The organism is Bradyrhizobium sp. USDA 3397, from assembly GCF_054060965.1.
Genome location: NZ_JBSSDS010000001.1, coordinates 3,617,044 through 3,639,311 on the forward strand (window position 1 = coordinate 3,617,044; position 22,268 = coordinate 3,639,311).

The window sequence follows — 22,268 nt, forward strand, 5'->3', positions numbered from 1 at the left end:
TTCGCAATCAAGTCAGCATCGCTTGATTCAGTCCGCTGGCTTTCAACTTCCGAGTCACCCTTCCTTCTAAGGCCTCATCGAGGGTTGGCGCAGAGGCAAGAAGCCGCCGGGTGTAGTCTTCGCGCGGCCTTTTCAGGACATCGGTTGGCAGGCCGGCTTCGATAATGCGCCCCCCGCGCATGACCGACACGCGGTCGGCAATGGCCGCTGCCAAGTGAAGGTCATGCGTAACAAAGATATAGGCGAGTCCCCGCGACGCCCGAAGTTCGAGCATCAGCTTGATGATCTCAGCACTCACTGAAACGTCGAGCATGCTGACAGGCTCGTCGGCGATCACCAATTCGGGCTCCATCACTAGCGCGCCAGCGATGACGGCCCTTTGCCGCTGGCCTCCGGACAGCTCGTTCGGGAACCGCTGTGCAAATACCTCAGCCGGACGCAGGCCCACAGATGCCAAGGTACCGTGCACTTTCTGGTCCAGTCTCTGGGCACCGCTATTCATTCCGTTGACGATGAGTGGTTCGGCGACATGGTCGAAGATTGTCTGCGAAGGATTGATCGACGAGAAGGGATCTTGGAAGATCATCTGGACCCGCTTCCGGAAATCGCGCAACTCCGCCCGAGAGCGCAAGAACGTCACATCCTCGCCGTTCATCAGGACGCGCCCTTGAGTGGGTATCTGAAGCCTCGTAGCGACCCGGGCAAGTGTGGATTTGCCAGAGCCAGACTCGCCAACGACTGCATGGATCTCGCCGCGTTCGACCGAGAACTTGACGCGGTCCATTGCACGGATTTCCAGATGCGGCCGTCGACGAAGCCAGTCCGACAGACCGCGTGGCACCGGAAAGTGCACAGAGACATCGCGGAATTCAATCAAAGGTGCCATGGGCTTACAGCTCACCCACGAGGTGACAGGCCACGGAGGCGCCGCCGTGCCTGCGCAACTGGGGCTGATCGATCCGACAGATGTCACGGGCGGATGGACAGCGCGGAGAGAACGCGCAGCCGCAACGCGGCTCGTCTGGCCGCGGCGGTGCGCCTGGGATCGGTTCGATCCGCCGGAAATCTTGGTCGGTCCTGGGCGCGGCCATCACCAGCGCCTTGGTATAGGGATGGCTCGGGTGACTCAGCACCTCTTCTACGGTGCCGAACTCGATGATGCGGCCGGCATACATGATGGCCACCCGGTCGCAGGTAATCGCGAGCGCGGCGAGGTTGTGGCTGATCATGATTGTCGTCAGGCCTCGCTCCTGCTGCAGTCGGATCAGCAGGTCGAGGATCTCGCCCTGCACCACGACGTCGAGGGCGGTTGTCGGCTCGTCCGCAATGATGATCTGCGGATCCGCTGCCAACGCCATCGCGATCATCGCGCGCTGCCGCATTCCACCCGAGAATTGATGCGGATAAGCTGAAGCACGACTACCGTCGATGCCCACGCTTTCCAGAAGCTCCCGTACCCGATCTCGTGCCCGAGTCGGGATGACAGTCCTATCGCGGCGAACCGCCTCGAGGATTTGGTCGCCCACTGTGATCACCGGGTTGAGCGCATTCATCGCTCCCTGGAACACGTAGGCCACTCGGCGCCAGCGCACCTTGTCGAAGGCCCCTTCATCGAGGTCCAGCACCTCCTCGCCGCTGATCCGCACCGAGCCGCTCGCCAATTCGAGCGCGGGGTTCAGCAGCCGCATCAGCCCTAGCGCCGCGGTACTCTTGCCGCACCCGGATTCCCCCGCAATGCCAAGCGACTCGCCGCTGCACAGGGTCAGATTGAGATCATCCACGACGGGAGCCGCACGCGGCAAGGCGCGCAGCTTCACCGTGAGGCCGCTGACTTCCAGCAAGGGCACGGTTTGATCAGTTGTCACACGCATCAGGTAGTCTTCCTTCTTCGCGCCAGCAGGCCGGCGTGGCTCAGCGAATAAAGCGAAACAACCACCAGTACGATCGCGAAACCCGGGGTGACGACATACCACCAAGCGCCGGCACCGGCGGCCCCGGCCTGCTGGGCGTAGAACAGCATCGTTCCCCAAGACGGCTGGAACGGATCGCCCAAACCGACGAAGGACAACGCGGTTTCGATCCAGATGGCTGCGACAATCGTGAGGATTGTATTGGCGACGATCAGTGAGATGAGGTTCGGCAAGATGTGACGACAGATGATCCGGCGATGCGAGGCGCCAATCACCCGCGCGCGATCAACGAAGGGACGGCTGCGCAACGACAAAGTCTGGCTGCGAACGATGCGCGCCGTCCCGGCCCAGCTGGTGATGCCGATTACGATGACCGTAACCATAAGCGTCGGACGTAGCCCCAAGATGGTCCCTTGGGCGCCTCCCATTTCGATTGCCAGGGGCGCAAGCACTAGGGCCAAAACGAAGGCGGGCAAAACCAGGAAGAAATCCGCAACCCGCATCATCAAGGCATCAGTGGTGCCGCGCGTATAGCCTGCGATCACGCCGAAGGCGGTTCCGAGAGCCATACTGAGCGAGCTGGCAAACAGGGCGACCAGCATGGTGATTCGCGCCGAGTGCACCGTCAGGTTCAGAACGTCGCGCCCAACTTCGTCGGTGCCGAGCCAATGAGCTGCCGAAGGAGGCGACATCGGTGCGCCTGTTGCCGTCACGATGTTATCAAGCGGCCCCACCAACGCAGTAGGGACCAAGGCCGCCACTATCACCGCGCCGAGCACAAGCGCCGCGATGATCCGGCCGAGGCCAAGTTCCATCAGGCAGATCATCGCGACACCCTTGGATCGAGCCGCGCGTAAAGCAAATCCGCTACCAAATTGGCCAAGACGATCGACACCGCAAAGATCAGGAATAAGGCCTGCATGACTGGGTAGTCTCGTGCGCGCATGGCCTCAACCGTCAGAAGCCCAAGACCTGGCCAGGAGAAGACCGTCTCAACGGTGATCGCACCGGCGAGGATGAAGCCAACGTTCAGCGAGATCAGCGTCACTATCGGCAGCCGGGCGTTGGGTGTCACGTGGCGCCGGAGAATGGCGTTGCTGCCGATTCCCTTCGCGCGCGCCGTGATGACAAAATCCTCCTTGGAGACTTCTACCACCGCAGCGCGCATCAGCAAGACGTACTGCCCGGTCTGCGCGATCGCCAAGGTCGCGATGGGCAGGACGCTGCGCCAAGCGATCCCGAGCCACTGCTGAAAGTTGTTAGTCTGCTCGATATTGGCTAGGCCCGTCACTGGAAACCATGAGAGCCAAGCGGCGAAGACAATCATTAAAAGCATACCCAGCCAGAAAGTCGGCATGCCGTAGGCAGCGAGGGCAAGCGAGCTGCCGAAGCGGTCCAATATCGATCCTTGCCGCCAACCCGCGCGCGACCCGATCCAGAGACCGACCGCAATGGCGATCACTTGCGCGGTGCCAACGAATAGCAGCGTCGGCATCACACGAGGCCCGATCACGCCCAACACGGTCTCGCCGCGGAACTTGAAACTATAACCGAAGTCGCAGCGCGCGAGCGACAAGATATAGGATAAGAACTGATCGGGAAACAACGGGGCGTCCAGGCCCCAACGGGCCCGGATCTGTGCAAGCAGCTCCGGAGTAATGCCCTGCGCGTCGCCGATCAACATCCGCTCGGGGTCTCCGGGCATTGCCCTGAAGATGAAGAAGCCAAGCGCCGAAACGACAAGGATGGTCAGTACGGCGCTTGCCAGTTTTCGTAAGAGAAACATCCCTGCTGCTTTCTTACTGCTTGACCTTGAGCTTGGTGATGGTCGGATTGGGAAAAATACCCGTCATCAGTGGTGGCACCGCGCTGTCTGGCCATCCAGAAATCCGGTCAGTCCGGTAGGCGTGCAGAGTCGCAGGATAATACAGCGCTATGTAGGGCCCTTCGGTATAAAGCTTGCGCACCATCTTCTCAGCGATTTCTGCACTCTTTTCAACCGAGAGTGTCCGCCGGAGGTCCTCATACATCCGATCATACTTCGGGTCAGACCAGAAGCTCCAGTTCAAGCCGCCGATCTGGCTAGTCTGAAACACGCTCAGCGGGAACGTGGGCTCGGCGGCTTCCCAGAACCAGATAAGCATGTCGTAGTTGCCGCCGCCCTTGGCAGGATCCGCCACATTGGACAACAGGGAGGCTTCGCTCACAACTGAAGTGGTGGTTTCCACGCCGACTTGCCGGAACCAGGCTGTCAGGAACTGCGCAATGGCCGGATAGGTAGTTTCGACGTCGGGAATGTACAGACGCAGATGAATGTCGCGGCCTTGCTTGTCCTCAATCAACCCATTGCCGTTGCTGTCAACGTAACCGGCGGCAGCCAGTTTTTTCTTGGCGAGAGCGGGATCGAACGGATGAACGATGTCAGAGATGTCGGGATAGAGCGCACCATACGCTGGGACCAGCATGCTCGTCGCGGGCGTGCCGTAGCCCTGCAGCACGCGGGCGACGAGTGCCTGCTTGTCGACAGCGTAGCTCAAAGCATCACGGAACGCCGGATCGGCCAGAGCCGGAGCAGATCCGGCACCCTTGCCCGTCGAGGTGTTGAAGCCAAGATACACGGTGCGGTAGCTCTGGAACGGCTTTGCGACGATGTTGGGCACTTCGCCCAACGCCTTCACTTGGTTGATCGGAACATCTGTCATGTAGTCAATTTCGCCGCTGCGCAGGGCCTGCACGGCAGCATCCGGATTGGAAAAGTGAAGAAGGCGCACTTCCTTCAAGAACGGTCCCGGGCCGCGGTAGTAGGGATTGCGTTCCAATGTGACCGACTGGCCCCGTGTCCAGTTAGTCAGCGTAAACGGACCGCTGCCCACTATCGGCGCCGGGTTCTGAAAGTCGGTGACCTTGTCATACCCGATATTCCCCCATACCTTCTGCGGAAGAATCGCGATATGGTTTAGAATGCTTTGGGTCGGATATGCCGTGGCGATCTGGATCGTGTTATCATCAATCGCGGAGATCGATTTCACGACACCGTCGACGATTGCAGTTGAGTTGAGAGCGACGCCCGCGGCCTTAGAACCCATCAGAAACTTCCAGGACGCCACTACGTCGGCGGCGGTCAGCCGCGAGCCATCAGCCCATTTCAGCTGGGGCTTCAATTTCACAGTCCAGGTGAGCCCGTCGTCGGAGGCAACCCAGCTCTCGGCCAAGGCGCTATTTGTTGGCTTGCCATTCAGGTCCTTGCCGACGAGCGCCTCGTAGAACGTTCCCATAATCTCGCCGGCGATAGCAAACTGATAGATGTGAGGATTCGTCGAGTCGGGCTCCTGACGAACGCCGACGCGCAGCACCCCGGAGGCTTCATCTTGCGCAAATGAAGCGCCCGATAGCAGAGCGGCGGCGCAAGCCGCCACCGCGATTAGCGAGTTTCGGAGATTTGCACCCTTCCGTTCATTGAACATCTTCACGTTCATCCCCTGTTTGAATTATTGCGGATATTCACCAGCGACGCGATGCCTGCCCCGAGAGCAAATCGCAATCGCCGCTGATCCCCTCAGGCAGGCTAGGTTGAGGTTTCAGCCAGCGATTGAGACCCGGGCAGGACCCTTCGTTCAAACGTTACTCAGATTGTAAAGAAGGCGATTGTTCTTATGCAGGATCATGCGGGCCGCTTCGATAGCTTCCTCGAAGGTGAGGCTTCCTCCGATCACGTAATCGGTTAGGGCCTTCGACAGATACCGCTTCCCCCAGCGCCCCGCGAGCCAGAATAGTTCGGGAACGTGATAGTTGTCGCTGGCGAACAGAATCTTGGAAATCGGCACTGCCTCAAGAACTTGCTTGTATCTTGTGTAGAGACTCTGATGGACATGCGGCGTCATGATTGACAGTTCGAAATAGCAATTTGGATACAGATGGCTCAACCAGGCCGCCTTGCCGACCGAGGGATAACCGGCGTGCAACGGAATGATTTTAGGCATCCGCATCATGTTGTCTTTGTCGAAGCGGACGACTTCCTCGAGGTAGAACGGATCTTGATTGCGCAGAATTACCTCAGGCGCTTCCCCATCACCGGTATGGATCTGCATCGGCATATCTCGCTTGAGACATTCCTCGAGGGCAAGCGTGAACGTGTACCTGCGAAGATCCTTGGTAATATTGAAAGCGACCTCTCTTTCCATTTTCGGAATCTCTGAGTACGATTTCCTCAATGCACTCCAGGAGTCAGCAGCAGGCTTGCGATCATAGAGCGGCCGTATCAGGCCGACATACGGCAGGAGGTAGGATTTCATCCCGACGGACCTCTTCCCGTAATTACCCGCCCCGTCCATATTCTCAATCAGCCGGGCGATGAAGCGCGCCTCGAATTCGTCGAACGAGATATCGAGGTTGAAGAATTCAGCCTGAATTTGCTCTATTCGTGCGATACGATGTGTTCGGCAAGGCAGAATGGCCTGCTCGAAGGCATCGATGGCCGGACCTCCGGCGCTTTCGTTGTAGCCAGTATCGAGCATGATATTTTCGTATTTGACGTCTCGAAACAGACTGTTGATGTAGGACCAGTAATCTCGCCCTTTGTCGTTCCTTGCCTCGATCACTGCATCAAGAACGGGTTCGCAATCGAGAAACTGCGCCAATTCCTTTGTCAGGAACTTGATAAAGACACTCTGCGACAGGTGATACGTCATTCCATCAACTTTCGCTTGGATGTCGTACTTCCTGTTGAGTTCGTATTTGGTGGCTTCGTCTCCGTTTAGCCACCGATGATATACTCCTTCGGGAAAGTATTTGGGAAACGGATACCCTGCCAGCGAGATGCGCTCGAGGAATCTCTTTGTGGAGGTGATGGCGTCGCGATCGGTAACGAGATGACAATGCGTGTCATCGAGAGGCAGCGCATCTACCACCTCAAACATTTTCGTGAATTCCGGCTGCTGCCGATCAAGGAAAATGGGCAGATGTCTCAGCCGACCCGCAACAGCCGGCGACGCTCCAGCCGCCACGGTCGAACTCGTTGCACGCGGGACGTTTTCGTTAGTGCCGATCATTGCGTCAACTGCGCTTTCTCGTAAGGGATCGAGCGAACGAAAGACCTAAAGAGGTCGTTGGGCAGTTTGTATCAGGCTTCGTCACACCCCTTTCGCCGACAACTTTTCGCCCCATGCACCGGCAACAACCTGACTTACCGTTGCAATGCATCCCGCTCCGAAGTGCGGATGTCATGTTGACTCGCAGTCCAATCTCCGAGCGTGCTCCTTCAAATAACAACTTCTCACGTTGTATTTTCATCTATCTTGCAGGTCGTCGGCTGATTTTCTGCAATCACCCGCCGCTTCTTGCAGAATTTCATCATTGCGTTTGTCAGCGTCGCCTTATCCAGGCCGACTTCAGCTTGCCATGCCCCCAACTCCAGCAAGACAGATTCGACCGTAGAGCCATTCCGGCGACGCTTAAAATTGGTCGAGTAACCGCATGAGGCATCTAACTCGCGATCCTGCGGATTGCTTGCAATACAGCTCGGCATGAGCTGATCGGTGGAGGTTGTGGAAGTCGTCGCGCGTAACAGTCGGATAATAAATCAGCTGGTAGCGCACGAAGTCGCGAGCAACTCGTCGCTCGGGAGTCTTCCGTAGTCATCTCGCCAAAGGCGAGGCCGGACGCGGCGGCAGCCATGCAGCAGCACGACATTTTCCAAGCGCAGGTAGGCTTGGGGATCCTGATCACGCTCAAGAATGGCGCAAGTCCGGCGCCGGTTCCGATTAGATAGAGATTGCACCCGCGCGGAGAATGAGCTGCCTGTTGACCGCGCCCTGACTTCTGCCCCTCACCTGGCGGACATGCGCCAACCATTGTCGCCTCGAAGCATAGGCGTCATTTGGCAGGGGTGATCGAGGCACTAACGAGTGCGCTGCTTCGATCCTGAGACAGCGATCGCTCGTGTGCTCCAGACGAAGCCAAACAACATGCGAGCTAAAGCATGACTAAGGCGCTCCAGATACTCGGCTTAGCCGCCATAATCGCTGTCCAAATGGGGCGCTCGGAAGGCCGTGATGACGGCCGACATGCAAACTCGCCCCTTAAACTATGGTTCGAAGCCTGCAGAGCAAGAACGGCGAGAAATGCTGCGCGGATGCCGACGGCCGCATCCTGGCGGACATCGATTGGGAGATGCAGCGCTTTCCGGAGGATGGACCTTCTTGCACGCGCTTTTTCGTCGCTCCATCAAATTATTACGCTGAATTTCTGCCCAACTACTGCAGTAACCTAGGATTGCGGAGAGTCCAGCGCTCTTGAAAGAACGATGCGAGCGTCATTTCAGTGAGTGATCCATCTTCCCAGCTACATTGACGGGCTCAAACGCTGAGCAACCGTAGCTTATAATGTCCAACTATCGTGCGATCTCCAGCGACTCTTTTCAGAACGACGTCCCCTTCTGCGCGGGGAAGGCATTACCTGATCCTCGCCAGGAACTGCGCCTCATCGTGCTTCCTACTGGCGTTCGGACTTCTCAGTTTGGGCAGGCACTGATATGATCCATCCACGTAAGCCAGAGACGTTTCGTGGCGATGGTATCACCGCGCCGCTCCGCCACGTCACCTTTCGTCGCGTTTGGCTGGCAGGCCTTTTCTCTAACACGGGCGCACTGATTCGGAGCGTCGGGGCTGCCTAGGCGATGACGCAAATGACGTCTTCGGCAGACATGGTCGCGCTCGTTCAGACCGGCTGACGATTCCGGTAATCTTGCTGGCGTTTTGCTTTGTCGTAGGCACCGGCGTGGCGCTGATGGATCCGACGTGGCAATCTTCGATAAGTGAGCAAGTGCCGCCCGACGCACTTCCTGCCGCTGTCGCCCTGAACGGCATCAGCTACAACATCGCGCGCAGCGTCGGCCCAGCGCTTGGCGGTATCGTCGTTGCCACCGCTGGCGCAGTCGCTGCATTCGCGATAAATGCGCTTCTGTATCTACCGCTGATGCTCGCGCTGTTGTTCTGGAAACGCGTCACGCAGCCTTCACGGCTGCCGCGTGAACAGTTCAGTCGTGCCATTGTGTCCGGCGTTCGATACATCACGAATTCTTCTTCGATCAAGATCGTCTTGGTCCGGTCCATGGTGACCGGCTTAGTCGGAGGCTCAATCATCGCCCTGATGCCGATAGTTGCGCGAGATCTCCTCCATGGTGGCGCGCAGACTTACGGCGTTCTGCTAAGCGCCTTTGGCCTCGGCGCAGTCATCGGCGCGCTCTACATCCCCGAAATGCGTAAGCGCTTGAGTGGCGAGCCAGCTATTCGCGCCTGCGCGCTGTCGATGGGTGGAAGCCTTCTCGCCGTGGCTCTGAGTCGCAGCCTAGTCTTGACCGCGGCCGCGCTGGTGTTGGCGGGGGCCGTGTGGATGATGGCGTGGGTGCTCTTTAACGTCGGCGTACAGTTGTCGGCGCCCCGGTGGGTTGCCGGACGCTCGCTGGCGGCTTATCAGGCGGCATTGCCATTGGCAGTTGGGGGTGGGGCAACCTGGCTGACGCTGCTGGTGTCGAAACTGCGCTCCTGGCAGCGGGCGCACTGATGCTGCTTTCGCCGCTATTAGGGCTCTGGTTGCCCATGCCGCGTATAGGTGCGCGTGGTGAAGAAGCCGAGCCTCTCGAAGATCCCGACGTGCAGCTGGAGTTGGCCGGCCGAAGCGGCCCGTTGGTAGTCGAGATCGAATATCGAGTTGCGCAAGAGAATGCGCGAGCGTTTCATAATGCCATGCAAGCGGTGCAACCGTTCCGCCAGCGCACCGGCGCTTATGGATGGTCGCTCGCGCGTGACATTGCGGATCCGGAATCCTGGAGGGAGCGCTATTACTGCCCGACGTGGTTCGATTACCTCCGTCAGCGTAATCGAGCAACGCAATCGGAGCGCGCGCTGGAGCGAGCGGCGGCAGCGTTTCACATCGGCTCCGAGCTGTACTGGTTCGCCGTATGCTGGAGAGACCGTTTGGCTCGGTGCGCTGGGGGGATGATAATCCCAGCCATTCCGAGAATGCCGTCCTGCTCCATGAGAATATCCCCGGCAGGGGCCGTTAGCCGCGACCTCTTGAACAAAGGCAGTGAGTGGCAGCTTTGGCATTCGCCTGTCGGCAACATGATGGCGTGGACTGCGGTCTTTTTCGCTGCGCTGAACGACTCTCCGCACCATGAATGGCTCGGAAACCGAGCCAGGGGAAGAGGCCGCTATTATCTTTTAGGTTTCTCTGGTGTACTAGAGTTGATCTTCTTGGAAATGCGAACTCTCGATAGAGAAGGCAAGCTACCGGGGATTGACAACTTCGACGCTCGATCGGGGTCCGCCGCTAGGATCTGATCCTCTCTAGGGACGGCTTAACGAAGCTCAGACACCGACGCCGGCGACACAAGAGGACAGAACGATGGCGCCTCGGCGCGGGCTCGGGAATGTGCTAACTAGGATGCTAATCACGCAGCGTGAACTCTCCCAAGGAACTTGTCCAGCCCTTGCTTCAGCCGGGCGCTTTCGTGGGAGAGCATTTCAGCGGACCTCAGCACCTGCATCGACGCTCCGCCCGTTTCCTTGGCACGATCTGTGACATCACTGGCGCTTGCCGCCACCTGCGTAGTCCTATCGGCCGCTTCCTGCAAATTGAACGCGAAATTCTCGCTCCTCGTCTTCTGCCTGCCGATAGAGGTAACAACACTCGCGGCAATCTCCGAGATACGACCAATGATATCCTGTTTCCGCAATCGCCCCGACCGCTTCAGTCGTCACAACCTGAGTGCCGCCAACTTGTTCGCTAATCTCAAGAGTCGCTTGCGCAGCTTGCGTCGCGAGAGATTTTACCTCCCGCGCTACGACCGCAAACCCTTTGCCGCGATCGCCGGCGCGCGCGGCTTCGATTGTGGCATTCAACGCGAGCAAGTTGGTTTGCCGTGCGATTGCTGCAATCAGCTGAACGACGCTGCCGATTCGGTCCGCTGCAGCGGCCACCCCAACCATGCGCCGATTGCTGAGTTCAGTCTTCCGAACCGTTTCCCGCACCATATTGGCCCTTCTCGCGAGCTTTCAACTTGAACTTCTCGACCGCTTCGGCCATCTCGCCAAGCTCATCTCTCCGCCCAAGACCTAGCAAAACCACGTCGAACCGTCCCTCGCCAAGCTGGTCGCACGGCCGCCGTCATCAAGGCGACAGTTCTTGCAATGCGTTGACCAAACAGCAAGGCAAGCAGGCCTACGAGTTGCGTTGCTAGCCCGATGCCCCAGACCAGCTTCTGCCGAATGTCTTCCGCCCGCCTTTCGGCACCCTGCGAATATGCATCAGCATCTGTCATGGTTCTCACAGTGGCCGGGCGAATGCGGTCATAGATCTGTCCGAGATCGCTGACCTAGTCCGCCAGCGCTTACTGCTCACCTCTAACGACACAAAGTTTTCATTTTAGCCGCGAACAAGCTTAAGGATCTCAGATTCCGTATCTGCAGGCAGGCTAGCGTGAGCAAGCTCGGCTTCGAATTCTGCCTCCCGACCGGTCAGCTGATCGCCATACTTGTCATCTCCTCGTAAAATGAAGTCTTTTCGTGCCGGCGCATCATCAGCATCAAGATTGTAAGCCGCGGCTGGTTCACTTACGTCAGCCGCTGCTCGACAGCATGCACGGCCTTGCGCAATTTGCCTGAAAGCCATCGTCTTCGTTGAAGCCGAGGTTGCGCTGCGCTGCGACCACATTCTGGAAGCGGGTTGCATAATATTTATGACTGGCTGCAGGGCGGCCACCTGCCTGAGCGGGCTATCGTCCGGTAAAGCCGTCGCCAATGCTTGCAAATGGTCCAAGCTTGCCAGCTGACGCTCGTGATGATCCGCATGTCTTTCGATCAACGTTTCAGTCGGCTTGCGGAGGAAGTCGTTTGTGATTTGGCCGGATTCCAGGAAGCTTTGTGACAAGGATACGACAAGGTCCTTGACTTCGTTGGTGGCGATCGACTCTCACCGGCCTCAGCCGCAACTAACAATGCACACCGATGAGACAGCATCTACATAGTTGGGTCTGGCAGATATTACTTAAGCCGCCAGCTAACAGGATCCGGCAAACAACGAGTACGAAGCTCAGCAGCGGAGCTTCACCTCAACAACAAAGGTGAACCGGTGGCTTCCTGAGGCAGCGTCTCAGTCTGTTCCAGAGCTTCAACTCGTTGCAGTATCAAAGATATAACCAGTCTTGCACACAGGCAAAAGCTAGAAGGATCGTGAAGTCCGCCAGTTCATCCCGCGCTCTTGAATGTAGTCTCGGTTGGATTTTCCGTCATGAGCGCTTGCCGCCCTCCGGATAGAGTCCTTGAGGACGAGTTTCGCGGCGTTCTCTGGGTTCATGGCAAGCAGCGGACGGAAGTCAGCCGGCAGATACTTGACCTGATTCAACGTTCGGCGAGGGAAAGCCCGTTCCCGGAGTAAACCCAACCGAAATTTTGAGCACGATTCAAGGCCAGGAGTTTGTGCGCGTTGCAGCCTGGCGGTTGACGCCCGTCGTACGCGACACTCATCGAGCATTCCCGGTTGATCAAGAGCTGTGTCGACTCCCCACCGCCACTCCACCAATTCGTGATATGCGGTTTGATTTCATCGAGCTTCCTGAACGAGAGCAGGCTCGGGAAATTTGGACAGCGGGCTAAGTGGTCGTTCGTGAAGAACGTCCCTGAGCACCGTTTTACGCAAGGTGTGGTTGCGATAGGTGGCGACAGAGTATTCATAACAGGCCGCATAAAAGTTCGGTGAGCCAGCGGCGGAGCAGGCTGAAGTTGTAGCCGGCGGCGGCGAGCACGGCGTTGGTGCGGTCGCCGTCGCGACCCTTGAGATGGTCACGGCGCATTCGGTGGTCGTCCTTGAGATGGCCGATCACAGGCTCGACGGCGGCGCGACGCCGCATCTCGCGGCGGATGGCTTTGGTGACACGGCGAACCTGGTCGTTGATCCAGACCTTGAACCGGTCAGGATAGTTGTGGCCGCGGTAGCCCTTGTCGCCGTGGATGCGGCGCGCTGCAACACCAGTGAGCTTTTCGAGGTCGGCGATGACGGGACCGAGCGTGTGGCCGTCATAGGGATTGCCGTGCAGGGCCTTGGCATGCAGTACGAACTGCCCGCCTTTGGGCGCGCTGGCAGGCGTGGCAATCGAGACTTTGCAGCCAAATTCGTAAGGTGCCCGGGCCTTGCCTTTGCCGATGCACTCCACCTCGGCGGCGTGCAACGAGTAGACCTTGGGACCGCGCTGACGCTGCTCTTGATGGCGAACCCGGTGGGCGAGATCGAGCAGCGGACCAAAGCGATCCTCAAGCGCAGGGTCGCCCTCGATCTTGCGTCTGATGTCACGGATGATGCGGCCAAGCCGGGTGCGCAGGAATTTGAGCTCTCGCCGGGCACGCTTGAACTGGTGGGCATGCGTGTAGCGTCCCACCATGATGGCGGCGCGCCTGGCCACGCGCAAATAGCTTTGGCGCAGTTCGACGCTCTCGCGTTTGGCCAAATCGACCAGCTTCTCGATCGCCCGGTGCATGAGCCGCGCATCGCTCGGATGCGCGATCGCCTTCTCCTGTACAGTGGTATCCACAACGAGCCGCTCGAGATCTTTGGTCTCGATTGCCCCAGTTCGATGCGCCACCGAGAGGCTTTCTTGCAACAGCGCGGCGATCTGCTCCTCACCCAGCCGCTGGCGCCAGCGGGTCAGCGACGAGCGATCGAATGGCAAGTCGTGCCGGAACACCACCTCGCCGCAGAAATACTGAAAATACGGGTTCTCGACCCACCTGTCGCACAGCGCCTCGTCAGAGAGATTGTGCATGTGCTTGAGGATGAATAGTCCGGCTACCAATCGTGTCGGCAACGGTGGCTGCCCCGGCCCGAGGCGACAGACCGAACTGAAGCGTCCCGCCAGGAAATCCCAATCGATCTCCGCCGCCAGACGCACCAACGGATGGCGAAGCTTGATGATCTTCTCCAGAGATGGACGAAACAGATCGTCCTGACGATCGTCGCGCGGACGGCTCATGGGTTCTCCCCCAACAGCGAATCTCGCCGTCAAAGGAATCACGAAGCCGCCCAATCCGGAATCCAAAAACGCAAGAAAACCAGGACCTACCCACGGCTTTCTTGCAAAATCGAATACTTGCTCGTGCGGATTCCGATGATCTCGCCCGGGTGTACCGATTTGATCTCGCCCAGGATTCCGAGATGATCTCGCCCACCCCTCCGATTTGATGTCGCCCGGGGCGCGAGGCGTTCTGGCTGTCTGGTTTCTGGCATCGGCGAAGCCGCGTGGTCAATCTTGAATCGCGGCTCGAAGGACTTGTTTTTTGCTGCTTCTGCTGTGATGGGGTGGACGCCCCCTCGACGGCATCGATGTGCCAAAGTGAAGGGTGTGGAACAGCCATCACAGAGAGAGGAAGCGTCCGTGAACGAAGTGAGCACGATTGGACTAGATTTAGCGAAGTATGTCTTTCAGGCCCATGGAGCCGATGCCACCGGAAAGGTCGTTTTTCGCAAACAGCTGCGCCGGAATAAGCTGCTGGCATTCTTAGCCGAGCAGCCGGCTTGCCTCGTGGCGATGGAAGCCTGCTCGGGCGCGCATTACTGGGCTCGTGAGATTGGCAAGCTCGGCCATGAAGTGCGGCTAATCCCACCGGCTTACGTGAAGCCCTTCGTCAAGCGGCAGAAGAACGACATGGCCGATGCAGAGGCGATCTGTGAAGCAGCGCAGAGGCCGACCATGCGTTTCGTGCCCGTCAAGAGTGAAGAGCAGCAAGCGAGCGCGGTGGTGTTTCGGACCCGCGACCTGCTGATCCGGCAGCGGACCCAGGCGATCAATGCTTTGCGTGGTCATCTCGCTGAATACGGGGTGATCATGGCAAAGGGCACGGCCCATGTCGGAGAGCTTGTCGAGCGCGCAATGGATCCAAAAACCAATGTGCCCGAAGCGGCACGGTTCGTACTCGACATATTGATCAAGACGATGGAGACGCTGGAAATGCAGATCAAGAAACTCGACAGCGAGATCACCCGTCGCGTCCGAAAAGAAAAAGATGCCCGCCGTTTGATGACAATCCCAGGCGTGGGACCAATGACGGCGACGGCGTTGCTTGCCCTTGCGCCTGCCGCCGGAAGCTTCCGGTGCGGACGCGACTTCGCCGCATGGCTGGGGTTGACCCCGTTGCAGCGGTCCACGGGCGGCAAACAGAAGCTGGGTGCGACGTCGAAAATGGGGGAGCGAACGTTGCGACGGTTACTTATCATCGGCGCGACTGCGGTCGTGCAGCAGGCACGGCGGCGAGGCACTTCACCGTCATCGTGGCTCGGGCGCATGATTGCCCGCAAGCCACCTATGCTGGTAGCCACCGCTCTTGCCAACAAGATGGCCCGCGTCGTCTGGGCTCTGATGGCCAACGGTGGGGTCTATAAAGCTCCGGCTGTGGCGGCATAGCCGTCCGGTCAGAGGTCGTCGAGATGTAGGAAGGTCAAACGGAAGGTATGGCGCAACAGTCGAGAGACGGGGTTGGGAAAACCAGTACATGCCCAAGTGCTATCCAAGCACGCCGCTGTGATTTGGACCTGATCCGCGAACTCCCATACGGGCCCGCGACAAATGACGGTCGCATCAAAGGCCGGACAGATGTCAGCACCTGACTACAGCGCAGCGCTTGACGAAAGATTCTTCTTGCATCCCGGGGGCGTCCACAGAGGGCATGTGGGCAACGCCCTTCGCGTTGTCCAAGCGCAGCGGCATGTCCACAGGGCCACGGGCTCAGGCCTTTCGGCCGGGCTTACGGGTTCGCCGCAGGCTCTCGCCGTTGAGATCGATCCGGTGGGCGTTATGGACCAGGCGGTCGAGAACGGCGTCGGCGTAGGTGGGGTCGCCGATCAGCGCGTGCCATTGATCGACGGGAAGCTGGCTGGTGACGATGGTGGAGCGGTGGCCGTAGCGGTCCTCGAGGATCTCCAGGAGGTCGTGGCGGGCCGCGGCGTCGAGCGGCTCGAGGCCCCAGTCGTCGAGGATGAGGAGATCGACGCGGCCGAGCGCGCGCAGTAGGCGGGGTGGCGGCCGTCACCGCGCGCCAAGGCCAGATCGCTGAACAGTCGCGGGACGCGCTGATAGAGCACGGAGCGATTGTCGCGGCAGGCCTTGTTGCCGAGCGCTGAGGCGAGCCAGCTTTTGCCGACGCCGGAGGGTCCGCAGATCAGCAGGTTGGCGTGGTCATCGATCCAGCGGCCTTCGACCAGCATCGTCAGCAGGCTGCGGTCGAGGCCGCGTGGAGTGCGGTAGTCGATGTCTTCGACGCAGGCCTCCTGGCGCAGCTTGGCGTATTGCAGCCGCTTCGACAGCCGCTTGTCGCGTCGCAATGACGCTTCGCGTTCGAGCAGGAGCGCGAGCCATTCGGCGTGGCCGAGGCTTGCGGCGTCGCCGCCGGCTTCGATGTCGGCGAAGGCCTTGGCCATGCCGTGAAGGCCGAGCGCGAGGAGCTGATCGAGGGTCGGATGGGTAAGCAAGATGAGATCTCCTAATTGTAGTAGCGCGGCCCGCTGATGTTGGGATGAAGGATCGGCGCGTCGTCCGCGGAGCGCTTGGGTGAAGGACGCCGATCGAGATTGTTGGCGAGGATCGATTTGACCGAGCCGTAGGTGCGCGCGCCGATATCGATCGCCCGCATGGCGGCGGCATCGAGTCGCTCGTGCCCGTAGGATCGGGCGAGCCGGATGATGCCGAGACAGGCGCGGAAGCCCTGTTCCGGATGCGCGCGCTCGTCGAGGATCAGGTCGCACAGCGCCGCGGTCGCCGGCCCGATCGAGGCTGCGTCCCTACGGATGCGCTCGATGGTCCAGCCGGCGTAGCGCCGATGACTGGATGCCATGTGCTCCGGCACGGTCGTGTGCTTGTGGTTGCCGCCCATGCGCTGATGCGCGGCGATCCGCTCACCCTTGTGGAATATCTCGACGGTGCGGGCCGTGAAGCGCACCTCGACCTCGGCGCGGACGAAGCGATGCGGAACGCTGTAATAATGCGCCTCGATCTCGACGTGATAATCGATGCTGACCCGGCAGATCCGCCACTCAGCGAACACGTAAGGGCTCTCCGGCAAGGCCTGGAGTGCCGGCCGGTCGATCTCCTCCAGCAGCTTGCGGCGAGTGATGCCGAGCCGCCGGATCGGCCGCTCCTCGTTGAGCCGGGTCAGCAACTCGGCGATCGCCGCGTTGACCTCGGCAAGGCTGTAGAACGTGCGGTGGCGCAGCCGCCCGAGCAGCCAGCGCTCAACCATGAGGACCGCCTGCTCGACCTTGGCCTTGTCCCGTGGCCGTCGCGGCCTCGCCGGCAGAATGGCGGTGCCGTAATGCGCCGCCATGTCGGCATAGCTGCGGTTGATCTGCGGATCGTAGAGGCAGGCCTTGATCACGGCGACCTTGGTGTTGTCCGGCACCAGCAGCGCCGGCACGCCGCCGATCGCCTCGAAGGCACCGACGCGGCCGCTGATCCAATCGGCGAGCCCCTGCGTCCAGGTCGCCTGCGCGTAGGTGAAGCTCGATGCGCCGAGCACTGCGACGAAGATCTGCGCGGCGCGCCGCTCGCCGGTGAGCCGGTCCATCACCACCGGCACGCCGTCGCCGGCATAGTCGACGAACAGCTTGTCGCCGGCCGCATGCGACTGGCGCATCGTCACCGACAGCCGGCCTTCCCAGGCCCGGTTGAGCTCGCAGAACCGCGAATAGCGATACCCGCCGGGTTCGCCCGCGATGTACTCCTCCCACAGGATCGACAGCGTCACGTGCTTGCGCCGGAGCTCGCGATGCACCGCCGCCCAGTCCGGCTCGGCCTGCCGCCGATGGCCCCGCCGGGTGCCCGGACCGGCTCCGGCGCTGGCGAACAGCCGGGCCTCCAGCACCGTGTCGGTGACGTCGTCTGGCAACGGCCAGGTCAGCCCCGCCGCCTCGAACCGGCGGATCGTCAACCGCACCGTCGAAGGGGCCGTGCCGACCCGCCGCGCAATCTCGCGGGTCGGCATCCCGGCCGACTTCAATCTGATCACATCGCGCACATGGCGCATCGCAAACCTCTCCGACGGCATCCAGGTCCCCCTTCGCAAAGCCGAAAGGCGGGACCGTAGCGGAGCCAGAAGAGGCCTCGTCACCCCGGGCGACATCATCCCGGAATGGTGGGCGAGATCATCTCGGAATGGTGGGCGAGATCATCTCGGAATGGTGGGCGACATCAAATCGGAACGGTGGGCGAGATCATTCCGGAATGGTGGGCGACATCGAGCGGAATCAGCACTTGCTCGCGTCAAATCACTGCGACAGATCAATCGCTTCCGAATTCTTCACGGCCGACTAAGTGGAGTTTCTGCCTGAGAGCAGCCAGAATGGCCGCCGAACAGGAGAAGCAATGAGCAAGAGACCCCGCCGCAATCACTCACCGGCTTTCAAGGCCAAAGTGGCCCTGGCGGCCGTGAAGGGCGAGAAGACCATGGCCAAGTTGGCGCAATAGTTTGATGACCAGCGGCAAGGGACGTGAGGTCCGAGCCCGTCCCGCAAGGGCCCGGAACGTACGAACCGTCACGACAACGACGCGATCTGTCTCAGCGTGTCATCGATGGCTGCGAGGATGGTCGAGGCATCCGCGTCGGTCATCGGGGTCGACAGGGCAAAGAGGCCGTAGCTGGCTGAGAGAACCCCGCGGTCGAGCAGGCCCCGGTGCAGGAGATTCAGCTTCCGGTGTTCGGCGGCGGAGGGATAGACCGACCGGTAGTCCACAATGTCGTTGCCGGTGAAGTGGATCCTGAACAGCGACCCGAGGCCGACGCAGCGGCCGGAGAGGCCGTGGCGCTCGAAGGCAGCGTTGGTGCCGTCCCGCAGGAAGGCGCCGAGATAGTCGAGATGAGCGAAGGCTTCGGACGTTAGAGCCCGCATCGCGGCGAGGCCGGCTCGCATCGTGACCGGGTTTGCCGTGAAGGTGCCACCGTGCGGCAGGGCGGGTTTGCCGCGCGTTGGATCGAACACAGCCATGATCTCGGCGCGCCCGGCGACGGCGCCGACGGGGAAGCCGCCGCCGATGATCTTGCCGAGCGCAGTTAGGTCCGGTGCGATGTTCCACAGGCCCTGGGCACCCGCATAGCCAAGGCGGAAGGAGATCACCTCATCGAAAATGACGAGCGCACCGGCAGTGTGCGCGGTTTCGACGAGCGCTTCCAGATAATCGCGCCTGGCAAGGATCAGGCCGGCACGGTTCGGCATGGGATCAATCAGGACGCCGGCAATCTCGCATCCATGAACGTGGAATACGGCCTTGAGAGCCTCAATGTCGTTGAAAGGCACGACGATGACATCGGACAGCACGCCCTGCGGTGTTCCCTTGGCATAAGCGGTAGAAGCCGGCATGTCGCCCCAGTTCTGCGGCGAGCTGTCGAGGCTCACCTCGGCGAAGTCATAGGAGCCGTGATAGGCGCCTTCGATCTTGACGATCTTGGGACGATCCGTGGAGGCACGGGCGGCCTTGATCGCCATCATCACGGCTTCCGTTCCGGAGTTGGCGAAGCGAATCTGCTCGACGGAGGGCAGCCGGGCCACCAGCAGTTCGGCGAGGTCGATCTCGCTCTGCGTCGGCGCCCCGAACGCCGTGCCGAGGGGAAGCTGGCCCTGCACGGCTGCGACGGCTTCGGGTTGGGCATAGCCATGGATCATGGCCGTAAAGTTGTTGATGCAATCGTAGTAGACGTTTCCATCCACGTCCCACATCCGGCATCCTTCGCCGCGCTCGGCATAGATTGGAAATGGGTCAATGAAGACGGTGGTGCGGGTGTTTCCGCCGGGCATGACCTTGCGGGCGCGCTCAAAGAGTTCTTCGGAGCGGGGGCAGGAAGCAGGATAGGTGGACATGTTGGTGGGTTCCCAGGAGAGCGGGAGGCGCGAGGCGGCAGGCGCCTCGCGTCCGGTGATCACTTGGTCATGATTGTGTGGCTCTGCTCGCGCATGAACTGGGGCAGGAAATAAGCCCCGAGTCCACCCTTGCCGCTGACGCCGGTCCCCTTCCAGCCGCAGAACGGCTGTGCGCCCGGCCAAGCGCCCGTGGTGGCACCGCTGGCGCGGTTGGCGTAGAGAACGCCAGCCTGGGCGTTCTCGAGGAAGTAGCGCAGTTCCTCCTCATCGCGCGTGAAGATGCCGGCGGAGAGGCCGTAGGCCACGTCGTTTCCTTCGGCAAGGCCGGCTTCGAGATCGTCGACGCCCCGGACGACCACGAAGGGCATGAATAGTTCATCGCGAGTGAGATTGGACGGGCCGCTCATCTCCACGATGGCCGGCGTGACGTAGTTCTCGGGCTTGCCATCGAGGTGGCTGCCGCCGAAATGAACTTTGCCCTCCGCCCGCGCCTGGGCCACGGAGGCATCGAACCGCTCGACGGTCGCAGGCCCGTAAAGCGGGCCCATGAACGTCGAGCGCTGGCGCGGGTCGCCAATGGAAAGGGTCTGGGCAAAGGCGACGCAACGTTTGATGAACTCGTCTTTCACTGCGTTGTCGACATAGACCACCGAGCATGCGGAGCACTTCTGTCCCTGGAGGCCGAAGGCGGAGCGCATGACGCCCTGGGCCGCGCGATCAAGATCCGCGTTCACCGTGACATAAGCTGGGTTTTTCCCGCCCATCTCGGCAACCACTGGCTTTATCCATGGCTGGACCGCCATGTGGCGGAAAATGCCCATGCCAGTCTTGTGCGATCCGGTGAAGGCAACACCGTCGATATTCTTGTCCGTGGTCAGGATGTGGCCGACCTCGGCACCGCCGAGAACGATGTTGAAGACGCCCTCCGGCAGTCCGGCCTTGCGCAGCGTTTCCGCGATCAGCAGGCCGGTAAGCTGGCAATCCGGCGAGGGCTTACAGACGACGGCGTTGCCGCCGAGCAAGGCGCCGGCGATCATGCCGATCGACAGGGCGAGCGAGAAGTTGAACGGCGCGACCACGGCGAACACGCCGTAGGGCCGTAGGACGCTGGTGGCCGTTTCATGCTCCACGAGCTGGTTCATCGCCCGCACATATCCGTTGTTTTTCCGCAGTTCAGACGGGTAGTAGTCGAGCATGTCCACGGCCTCCTCGGCTTCGCCAATGGCCTCGAGACGGGATTTCCCCACCTCATAGAGGGCCGCGAGACCGAGACGGTATTTGCCGTCCGCAAAAACGTCTTTCCAGCGGGTCGCGAAGGCAAGGCGCTCCTCCAGGGAGGATACATTCCAAATCTTTGCGCCCGCACGCGCCGAGGCGACCGCAGCCTTCACGTCCTCGGCCGTCGAATCGGGAAACCTCCCCAGTGAGATCGACGGATCAATCGGGCTCCGGACCTGTCGTGCGGGACCGGTCGCAAACGGCGTGCTCCAAGTCTGGGCAAGGGTCGTGGCCTCGAAGTCCGGCATGAGGGTATCGAGGAAATCGTGAACGGGTGAGAAATCGACGCCAATGTTTGAGTAGGTGACGCGCGGGAGCGACTGGATCATGACCTTAAATCCGATTTATGAGATTTGTACGCAGGGTTTGGGAGACAGCGACATGTTGGAAACTGCGCCACTCTGAGCGAAATCGCATCAGTCAGGCTTCAGCTTGTCATGGAAGACGCGCCCGTAACCGAGCTTGAATTCTACAACGACATGTTCCGCGCCCATGACGCAAGTACTACCTAACTCCATCAAGGGGTCCATTTCTGTGCGCCCACCCAAGGTGACGGACCCGGTGCCGCAGGTCCGGCTGACAATCTTCGCGTCGGATAGTTCGTTGAGGATGATCTGGTCGACATCGAAGCCCCGACCATCCGCGCGTAGAATGCGCTTAACCTGCAAACGCGGATGAAGGATTGGCTTTTCGAACTCGGCCTCTGTAGGGCGGAAACCCAGACTAATTAGCGCTTGTCCCAGCCGCGATACTTTCGCGGTGATGCTGCCGTCGGAAGTCTCATCATAAGTGACCTGTCCGAGCTTCTTGGGATATCCCCAGACCTCCCGGCCGCCAGCCATCGCGTCGTCAGTTGTGACATACTCGCAGAGCACATGACCACCGGTGACGCCATGATAGCCAGCTTGGACGACAACACCACCTTCTAGATAGGCCCGCGGTCCCATCGCAGGATTGTCCCGATCATGAACTTCCGGGCAATCCATAACAAAGACTTCAATTCGGTTTGAGACGTACTCGAGATCCGCAGGCAGGGCCTTGCGGATGCCCTCTGGCGAAGCCCCGCAAAAGACCGAGAGCTTGCGGTAACCGACGTAATGGCGCGGCAAGGCTTTGAACAGAGGTGTGCTGTCTGGGACAGTGAACGGCCGGTCGAAGGCAGTCATGGCAGTCTCTTCTTTGCAGGTG

General features: G+C 60.2%; 15 protein-coding genes and 2 pseudogenes. 2 read left to right on the plus strand and 15 right to left on the minus strand.

The annotated features are described in order from the left end of the window. Positions 1-7: 7 nt before the first annotated feature. The 7 genes from ACVWYQ_RS16750 to ACVWYQ_RS16780 form a co-directional block, all read right to left on the minus strand. On the minus strand, positions 8-886 hold the full coding sequence (locus tag ACVWYQ_RS16750) for an ABC transporter ATP-binding protein (protein ID WP_456726019.1): 879 nt from the start codon (positions 884-886) through the stop codon (positions 8-10). A 4-nt stretch (positions 887-890) separates the two neighbouring features. Next, positions 891-1,871 carry an ABC transporter ATP-binding protein gene (locus tag ACVWYQ_RS16755; RefSeq protein WP_456726020.1) on the minus strand — a complete coding sequence of 327 codons (981 nt, stop codon included), beginning with the start codon at positions 1,869-1,871 and terminating at the stop codon, positions 891-893. Further along, positions 1,871-2,737: an ABC transporter permease gene (locus ACVWYQ_RS16760; protein ID WP_456726021.1), complete on the minus strand. Its 867-nt coding sequence runs from the start codon at positions 2,735-2,737 to the stop codon at positions 1,871-1,873. Before ACVWYQ_RS16760 ends, ACVWYQ_RS16755 begins: the two co-directional genes overlap by 1 nt. After that, a complete protein-coding gene (locus tag ACVWYQ_RS16765) occupies positions 2,734-3,696 on the minus strand; it encodes an ABC transporter permease (protein ID WP_456726022.1) in 963 nt (320 codons plus the stop codon). Before ACVWYQ_RS16765 ends, ACVWYQ_RS16760 begins: the two co-directional genes overlap by 4 nt. Positions 3,697-3,709: 13 nt before the next feature. Further along, positions 3,710-5,374 (minus strand): ABC transporter substrate-binding protein, encoded by a 1,665-nt coding sequence (locus ACVWYQ_RS16770; RefSeq protein ID WP_456727167.1) that lies wholly within the window; start codon positions 5,372-5,374, stop codon positions 3,710-3,712. Between the two features lie 150 nt (positions 5,375-5,524). Next, positions 5,525-6,958: an amidohydrolase family protein gene (locus tag ACVWYQ_RS16775; protein WP_456726023.1), complete on the minus strand. Its 1,434-nt coding sequence runs from the start codon at positions 6,956-6,958 to the stop codon at positions 5,525-5,527. 224 nt (positions 6,959-7,182) lie between these two features. Next, positions 7,183-7,434 (minus strand): hypothetical protein, encoded by a 252-nt coding sequence (locus tag ACVWYQ_RS16780; RefSeq protein ID WP_456726024.1) that lies wholly within the window; start codon positions 7,432-7,434, stop codon positions 7,183-7,185. Positions 7,435-8,439: 1,005 nt separating this feature from the next. On the opposite strand from ACVWYQ_RS16780, the pseudogene ACVWYQ_RS16785 reads away from it, so the two are divergent. Further along, a pseudogene (locus ACVWYQ_RS16785) lies at positions 8,440-9,972 on the plus strand (MFS transporter). A gap of 550 nt (positions 9,973-10,522) precedes the next feature. Here the strand turns inward: ACVWYQ_RS16785 and ACVWYQ_RS16790 are convergent. From ACVWYQ_RS16790 to ACVWYQ_RS16800, 3 genes are all read right to left on the minus strand, one after another. After that, positions 10,523-10,942 carry a methyl-accepting chemotaxis protein gene (locus ACVWYQ_RS16790; RefSeq protein WP_456726025.1) on the minus strand — a complete coding sequence of 140 codons (420 nt, stop codon included), beginning with the start codon at positions 10,940-10,942 and terminating at the stop codon, positions 10,523-10,525. 391 nt (positions 10,943-11,333) lie between these two features. Then, the gene (locus ACVWYQ_RS16795; RefSeq protein WP_456726026.1) at positions 11,334-11,837 is read right to left on the minus strand and encodes a hypothetical protein; all 504 of its coding nucleotides are present in this window, start codon (positions 11,835-11,837) and stop codon (positions 11,334-11,336) included. A 799-nt stretch (positions 11,838-12,636) separates the two neighbouring features. Next, a complete protein-coding gene (locus ACVWYQ_RS16800) occupies positions 12,637-13,932 on the minus strand; it encodes an IS5 family transposase (RefSeq protein WP_456726027.1) in 1,296 nt (431 codons plus the stop codon). Positions 13,933-14,334: 402 nt separating this feature from the next. Here ACVWYQ_RS16800 and ACVWYQ_RS16805 point away from each other — a divergent pair, with 402 nt between their 5' ends. Next, the gene (locus ACVWYQ_RS16805; RefSeq protein ID WP_275503643.1) at positions 14,335-15,360 is read left to right on the plus strand and encodes an IS110 family RNA-guided transposase; all 1,026 of its coding nucleotides are present in this window, start codon (positions 14,335-14,337) and stop codon (positions 15,358-15,360) included. Positions 15,361-15,681: 321 nt separating this feature from the next. Here ACVWYQ_RS16805 and istB read toward each other — a convergent pair. The 5 genes and pseudogenes from istB to ACVWYQ_RS16830 form a co-directional block, all read right to left on the minus strand. Then, positions 15,682-16,424: pseudogene (gene istB, locus ACVWYQ_RS16810) on the minus strand (IS21-like element helper ATPase IstB). Between the two features lie 11 nt (positions 16,425-16,435). After that, positions 16,436-17,974, minus strand: a complete 1,539-nt coding sequence (gene istA, locus ACVWYQ_RS16815) for an IS21 family transposase (RefSeq protein WP_456727168.1) — start codon at positions 17,972-17,974, stop codon at positions 16,436-16,438. Between the two features lie 508 nt (positions 17,975-18,482). Then, the gene (locus ACVWYQ_RS16820) at positions 18,483-19,802 is read right to left on the minus strand and encodes an aspartate aminotransferase family protein (RefSeq protein WP_456726028.1); all 1,320 of its coding nucleotides are present in this window, start codon (positions 19,800-19,802) and stop codon (positions 18,483-18,485) included. A 59-nt stretch (positions 19,803-19,861) separates the two neighbouring features. Beyond that, positions 19,862-21,409 (minus strand): aldehyde dehydrogenase family protein, encoded by a 1,548-nt coding sequence (locus ACVWYQ_RS16825; RefSeq protein WP_456726029.1) that lies wholly within the window; start codon positions 21,407-21,409, stop codon positions 19,862-19,864. An 87-nt stretch (positions 21,410-21,496) separates the two neighbouring features. Further along, complete coding sequence (locus ACVWYQ_RS16830) at positions 21,497-22,246, minus strand: acetoacetate decarboxylase family protein (RefSeq protein ID WP_456726030.1); 750 nt, start codon at positions 22,244-22,246, stop codon at positions 21,497-21,499. Positions 22,247-22,268 lie beyond the last annotated feature (22 nt).